Annotated in this window: 3 protein-coding genes and 1 pseudogene; 2 read left to right on the top strand and 2 right to left on the bottom strand. The window is 68.2% G+C overall.

Annotated elements, in window-relative coordinates:
* A pseudogene (locus tag AC3XYG_RS10605) lies at positions 1-914 on the bottom strand (hypothetical protein); the annotation flags it as partial.
* 266 nt (positions 915-1,180) lie between these two features.
* Here AC3XYG_RS10605 and AC3XYG_RS10600 point away from each other — a divergent pair.
* On the top strand, positions 1,181-2,299 hold the full coding sequence (locus tag AC3XYG_RS10600; protein ID WP_489139793.1) for a sensor histidine kinase: 1,119 nt from the start codon (positions 1,181-1,183) through the stop codon (positions 2,297-2,299).
* The gene (locus AC3XYG_RS10595; RefSeq protein WP_489139792.1) at positions 2,287-3,075 is read left to right on the top strand and encodes a LytR/AlgR family response regulator transcription factor; all 789 of its coding nucleotides are present in this window, start codon (positions 2,287-2,289) and stop codon (positions 3,073-3,075) included. The genes AC3XYG_RS10600 and AC3XYG_RS10595 overlap by 13 nt, the downstream gene beginning before the upstream one ends.
* A gap of 142 nt (positions 3,076-3,217) precedes the next feature.
* Here AC3XYG_RS10595 and AC3XYG_RS10590 read toward each other — a convergent pair whose 3' ends face one another.
* Positions 3,218-3,571 (bottom strand): VOC family protein, encoded by a 354-nt coding sequence (locus tag AC3XYG_RS10590; protein WP_489139794.1) that lies wholly within the window; start codon positions 3,569-3,571, stop codon positions 3,218-3,220.
* Positions 3,572-3,581: the final 10 nt, after the last annotated feature.

Here is a 3,581-nt window from a genome sequence, read left to right as displayed (position 1 = left end):
TTCCAGTAAATGCCGATCGGGCCGCTGTTGGCGACCGTGACCGCCCCGCCATTGCCGGCGGCGCCGTTGTTGTTGCCGCCCGGGCCACCGATCGATTCCCCGAAGACGCCGCCGCCGAGCGCCACACCCTGAACGCGGTCGCCGCTGCTGCCGAAGCTGATGGCCGCTGTGTTGGTGATCTGGACGGTGCCGCCGGCGCCACCGGTGCCGCCGTGCTGATCGCCGAAGACGCTGCTGTTCTGCGCCCCGCCGAAGCCACCGTCGCTGAGGGCATAGGCGCCGATGAAGCCCTGCTGGCTCAAGACGGTCCCCGACAGGCTCAGTGCGCCATTGTTGGTGACCATGACCGGGCCGCCGGCACCGCCGGTCCCGCCATTGGAGTCGTTGTTGCTGTTCTGCAGATCGCCGAAGCCGCCAAAGGACGCGGCGAAGAGCAGGCCGCTGGGCGGGAATTCGCTGGCGGGCAATCCAATCAGCGAGGCGCTCAGGCTGCCATTGCTGGTGACGGTCACGGCGCCGCCGGCCCCGCCATTGCCTTCGTCCTCGCCGTCGCCGCCCTGGGACTTGGCCACCACGGCGTCGCCGAAATTGATGACCGGCGTTGACGCGTCGATGAGGAAATCGCCGTTGCTGGTCAGGACCAGATCGCCGGCCTTGCCGCCGCTCTTGGTGTGGTCATCGCCGGCGGTGCCGGTGACCACCGAGGCGGACGGGCTGTTGTAGGAGCCGGCCGGGATGCTGCAGCTTTCGGGATTGCTGCCGGAGCAACTGGCCGGATCCGCCTGGGCCGGAAGCGTGACCAGCAGGCCCGCGGCCGAAACCGACGACAGCAGCACCAGGCGGGGCCACAGGCTGCGGGGCCGGATGGCTGCACCAGATGCAATGGTCCCCATCCCGGCAATCTTCGTCCGCATCGCAACAATGCTCCCTGCTCGGCCGGTGAGCCCACCTCGTGCAGGGCGCCGTTTCCGGCGTCGCCCGGTCCGCCTTTTGAGCGCGGCGGAAAGGTGTTATCGGTTCTCACCGGTGGACGCGGAATAGCGTCCGATCGACCCTAAGTTGATAATATTATTGCCTGAAGGCCACAGACTTTATTCGATGAATCCACCATCCCAGTCGATGAAGCACTCGCCGTGATCCATTCGTCAACCGACTTTCCCGGCAGACGGGACCGCCATCGATGAGTATTTTCGCGGGATACGGCGCCACGACCGGTCGCGCGCCGATTGCCATCGCGGCCGGGGCCGGCGTCGCGCCGCCGGAGGCCATGGCGCCGTCGTTCTGGAAGGCACATGCGGCGGGCTGGACCTTCATCGCCCTGTTCGGCCTGGTGACGCGTGTCGCCGCCTTCAACGACATCGTGCTGGCGCTGACGATCACCATAATCCTGGACCCGATCGGCTTCGGGCTGACCGCCCTGGCGCACCGGGCCTTCCTGGCCCGACCTGCATACCGGCCGGCGGTGATCGCATTGCTGGTGGTGGTGTGTTCGATCCTTGGCGGCCTGCTGCAGATGATGGTCGTCAACGTCGTCAAGGACACGCTGTTCGCCGGCCTGGACCATGGCAGCATGGCGCGGGCCGACGTGATCCCGGCCTTCTACTACACCTTCATCTTCCTGGGCTGGTCGCTGGCCTATTTCTGGATCCGGGCGGATGTCGAGGCGCGCGGCGAGCGCGTGCGGCGCAGCGAGGCGGAGGCCGCGGCCACCCGGGCCGAGCTGCAGCGGCTGCGCCTGCAACTGGACCCGCACTTCCTGTTCAATGCGCTGAACACAGTGGCGGTCGAGATCCCGGACCGGCCCGACGCCGCGCTGGAGATGACCCATCGCATCGCCGCCTATCTCCGCTATTCCCTGGACCAGCAGACCCGGCCGGTGTGCCCGCTGAGTGACGAGATCGAGGCGGTGCGCGCCTATGTCCGCATCCAGGAGCTGCGGTTCGAGGGCCGCCTGCACTGCGTCGTCGAGATGGATCCGGCGGCGCGGACCGTCACCGTGCCGCATCTGATCGTGCAGGGGCTGGTCGAAAACGCGATCAAGCACGGCCTGCGGTCGCCGGCCGAAACGCTGGAGGTGCGGGTGACCGCCCGGCGGACGGGAGACGACACGACCGAGATCGAGGTCACCAATCCGGGCCGGCTGTCCGCACACAGCGGCGACCGCCCCGCGGTCGGGCTGGGCAACACCCGGCGGCGGCTGGAGTTGCACTATCCCCAGCGCCATGAGCTGTCGCTGGCGCAGGAGGGTGATATCGTCGTGGCACGGCTGACATTGAGGGGGCCGGCATGCTTCGCGTAATGCTGGTGGATGACGAACCGCCGGCGCGGCGCGGCCTGCGCCGCCTACTGCAGGCGCATGCGGATATCGAGATCGTGGGCGAGGCCGGCACCGTGGCCGAGGCGCAGGCCCATGCGCTGGAGTTGCGCCCCGATGCGATCTTCCTGGATGTCGAGCTGACCGACGGCCGCGGCTTCGACTTGATCGGCCAGCTGTCGTCGGTGCCGGCGATCGTCTTCGTCACCGCGCACGACCTGTATGCCGTGAAAGCGTTCGACGTTTCGGCGCTCGATTTCCTGCTGAAGCCGGTCGATGCCCAGCGCCTGGCGGTGACGATCGACCGGCTGCGCCGCAACCGGTTGGAGGCAGCGCGGGCCGCGGCGACCGCCCCGGCGGAGCGGCAGGATGAGATCGAACTGGACACAGCGCCCCAGAAGGATGGCGCCCAGCAGCGCATCCATCTGCGCATCGACGGCCGGTCGGTGATCGCCCCACTCGGCACCGTCGCCATGCTGGCGGCGGAGGCGGATTTCACCCGCGTGTTCCTGAAGGGGGCGCGCGACTATCTGGTGTGCCGGCTGCTGCGCCATTTCGAGGCCCAGCTGCCGGCGCCACCCTTCGTCCGCATCAGCCGCTCGCTGATCGTCAACCTCGACCAGCTCGAGCGGGTCGAATGGCAGGATGCCGGGCGCTGCAGCCTGTCGCTCGGCGGCGGCATCGGCCCGGTCACGCTCGGCCGCATCGCCGCCCGGCGGCTGCGCCAGAGCCTGGACGGCAACAAGATGATCAGCGCCTAGAGACCATTTGGAAACGCTACTGGTGCGGCCGTCTGACGGCGGTTTCTGCGCTTCCTGTGCTCACGGACCCAAACGTCCGCTGCGCGCCGGGTCTCGAAACCACCGCCAGCGGACTCGCACCAGCGCATTTCCAGATGGTCTCTCAGTTTTTGGACCAGACCGCGAGTTCGTAGCCGTCCGGATCCTGGAAATGGAAGCGCCGGCCGCCGGGGAAGGCATAGGCCGGCCGGACGATGCGGGCGCCGGCCTGTTCCAGCCGCTGCTGGAGATCACCGAGATCGTCGGCATAGAGGATGACCAGCGGGCCACCCGGCGCGGCCGGAGTGCCCCGGGCGAAACCACCGGTCAAGCGGCCGTCAGCGAACTCGCAATAGTCGGGGCCGTAATCGGTGAAGCGCCAGCCAAAGGCGCTGCCGTAGAAGTCGCGCGACCGGGCGATGTCGGCGACGGTGAATTCGATGTAGTCGATGCGGCGGTCGTTGCCGGGGCTGGCCATGGCGGTTCCT

This window comes from Inquilinus sp. (assembly GCF_057815775.1).
The sequence above is the reverse complement of the archived record's forward strand: the minus strand, read 5'-3'. Positions and strand labels throughout refer to the sequence as shown.

What these genes read in the sequence shown, in the direction of transcription:
- AC3XYG_RS10600 (WP_489139793.1), top strand. Translation starts at nt 1,181, where the DNA reads ATGAGTATTTTCGCGGGATACGGCGCCACGACCGGTCGCGCGCCGATT.
- AC3XYG_RS10595 (WP_489139792.1), top strand. Translation starts at nt 2,287, where the DNA reads ATGCTTCGCGTAATGCTGGTGGATGACGAACCGCCGGCGCGGCGCGGC.
- AC3XYG_RS10590 (WP_489139794.1), bottom strand. Translation starts at nt 3,571, where the DNA reads ATGGCCAGCCCCGGCAACGACCGCCGCATCGACTACATCGAATTCACC.